This window comes from Neisseria sp. P0022.S010, assembly GCF_051956635.1.
In genome coordinates, this window is sequence record NZ_JBQCXF010000616.1 from 1 (window position 1) to 1,632 (window position 1,632).

At 52.2% G+C, this 1,632-nt stretch carries 1 protein-coding gene; it reads right to left on the reverse strand.

What is annotated here, in order from left to right; genetic code table 11:
* Positions 1-8: 8 nt before the first annotated feature.
* Positions 9-1,520, reverse strand: a complete 1,512-nt coding sequence (lysS, locus tag ACTHUT_RS19980) for a lysine--tRNA ligase (RefSeq protein WP_250601617.1) — start codon at positions 1,518-1,520, stop codon at positions 9-11.
* Between the last annotated feature and the right edge of the window lie 112 nt (positions 1,521-1,632).

Sequence of the window (1,632 nt, forward strand, 5' to 3'; positions counted from 1 at the left end):
GACAGGCGTTATTCGGGACGCATTTGCGGGAACAAAATCACATCGCGGATGGTTTGTGAATCGGTCAGCAACATGACCAAGCGGTCGATGCCGATGCCGCAGCCGCCGGTCGGCGGCAGACCGAATTCCATGGCGCGGATGTAGTCGGCATCGTAGTGCATGGCTTCGTCGTCGCCGGCATCTTTTTGTGCCACTTGCGCCTTGAAGCGTTCAGCTTGGTCTTCTGGATCGTTCAACTCGGAGTAGCCGTTTGCCAGTTCTCGGCCGACAACGAAAAGCTCGAAGCGCTCGGTCAAGCCCGGTTTGCTGTCGGATGCGCGTGCCAATGGCGATACTTCGACAGGGTAGTCGATAATGAAAGTTGGGTTCCACAGTTTGCCCTCGGCGCAACCTTCAAACAGGGCAAGTTGCAGGCTGCCGATACCCGGAGATGGAGGCAGGCTTTCGCCGTGTTTGACGATTTCTTTTTTCAGCCATTCTTCATCGTTCAACTGCTCATCGGTGTAGTGCGGATTGTATTTTTTGATGGCGCCGAGAATGGTCAGGCGTTCAAACGGGCTTTCCAAATCGACTTCTTTGCCGTTGTAGCTGATTTTCGCCGTGCCGTTTACTGCACGGGAAGCGTTGCGGATGATATCTTCCGCCATTTGCATCATGCGTTCGTAGTCGGAGAAGGCTTCGTAGAATTCGATCATGGTGAATTCAGGGTTGTGGCGTACGGACATGCCCTCGTTGCGGAAGCTGCGGTTGATTTCAAACACGCGTTCCAAACCGCCGACAACCAAGCGTTTCAGATACAGCTCGGGCGCAATGCGCAGGTAGAGCGGGATATCCAAGGCATTGTGGTGGGTAACGAATGGTTTTGCTGTTGCACCGCCCGGAATCGGGTGCATCATTGGGGTTTCAACTTCGAGATAATGCTCGTTAACCATGAAATTACGCACGGATTGGATGATTTGGCTGCGTTTGATGAAGGTATTACGCGACTCTTCGTTGGCAATCAAATCGACGTAGCGTTGACGGTATTTGGTTTCCTGATCGCTCAAACCTTTGTGTTTGTCCGGCAGAGGGCGCAGGGATTTGGACAGCAGGCGGATGTTGGACACGCGCACGGTCAATTCGCCGTGGTTGGTTTTGAACAAAGTACCTTCCGTGCCGACGATGTCGCCCAAGTCCCAGTGGTTGAAGTCGTCCAAAACTTCTTGGCTCACGCCTTTGTTGTTCAAATAAAGCTGGATTTGACCGGTAACGTCTTGAATGGTGGCGAAGCTGGCTTTGCCCATTTGACGTTTGAGCATCATACGGCCGGCAACTTTGACGGGAATGCCTTGCGGGTCGAGTTCTTCTTTGCTGATTTCACCGTATTGGGTGTGCAGGTCGGCGGCAAAGCTGTCGCGTTTGAAATCGTTAGGGTAGGCGTTGCGTTCTTTGCGGATGTTGTGCAGTTTCTCGCGGCGCAGGGCGATGATTTGGTTTTCGTCCAACTGCGGCTCGATTTGCGGATTGTTTTGTTCGCTCATGGTGTTTTCCTGAAAAATGAGTCAGGCTGCCGGAGTTTTCAGACGGCCTGAATAAAGTGAAAAATTGGCTCTATTTTACGCGATGTCGGTGTTTTTTTCTATAAAGGCAGAA

What these genes read in the sequence shown, in the direction of transcription:
- lysS (WP_250601617.1), bottom strand. Translation starts at nt 1,520, where the DNA reads ATGAGCGAACAAAACAATCCGCAAATCGAGCCGCAGTTGGACGAAAAC.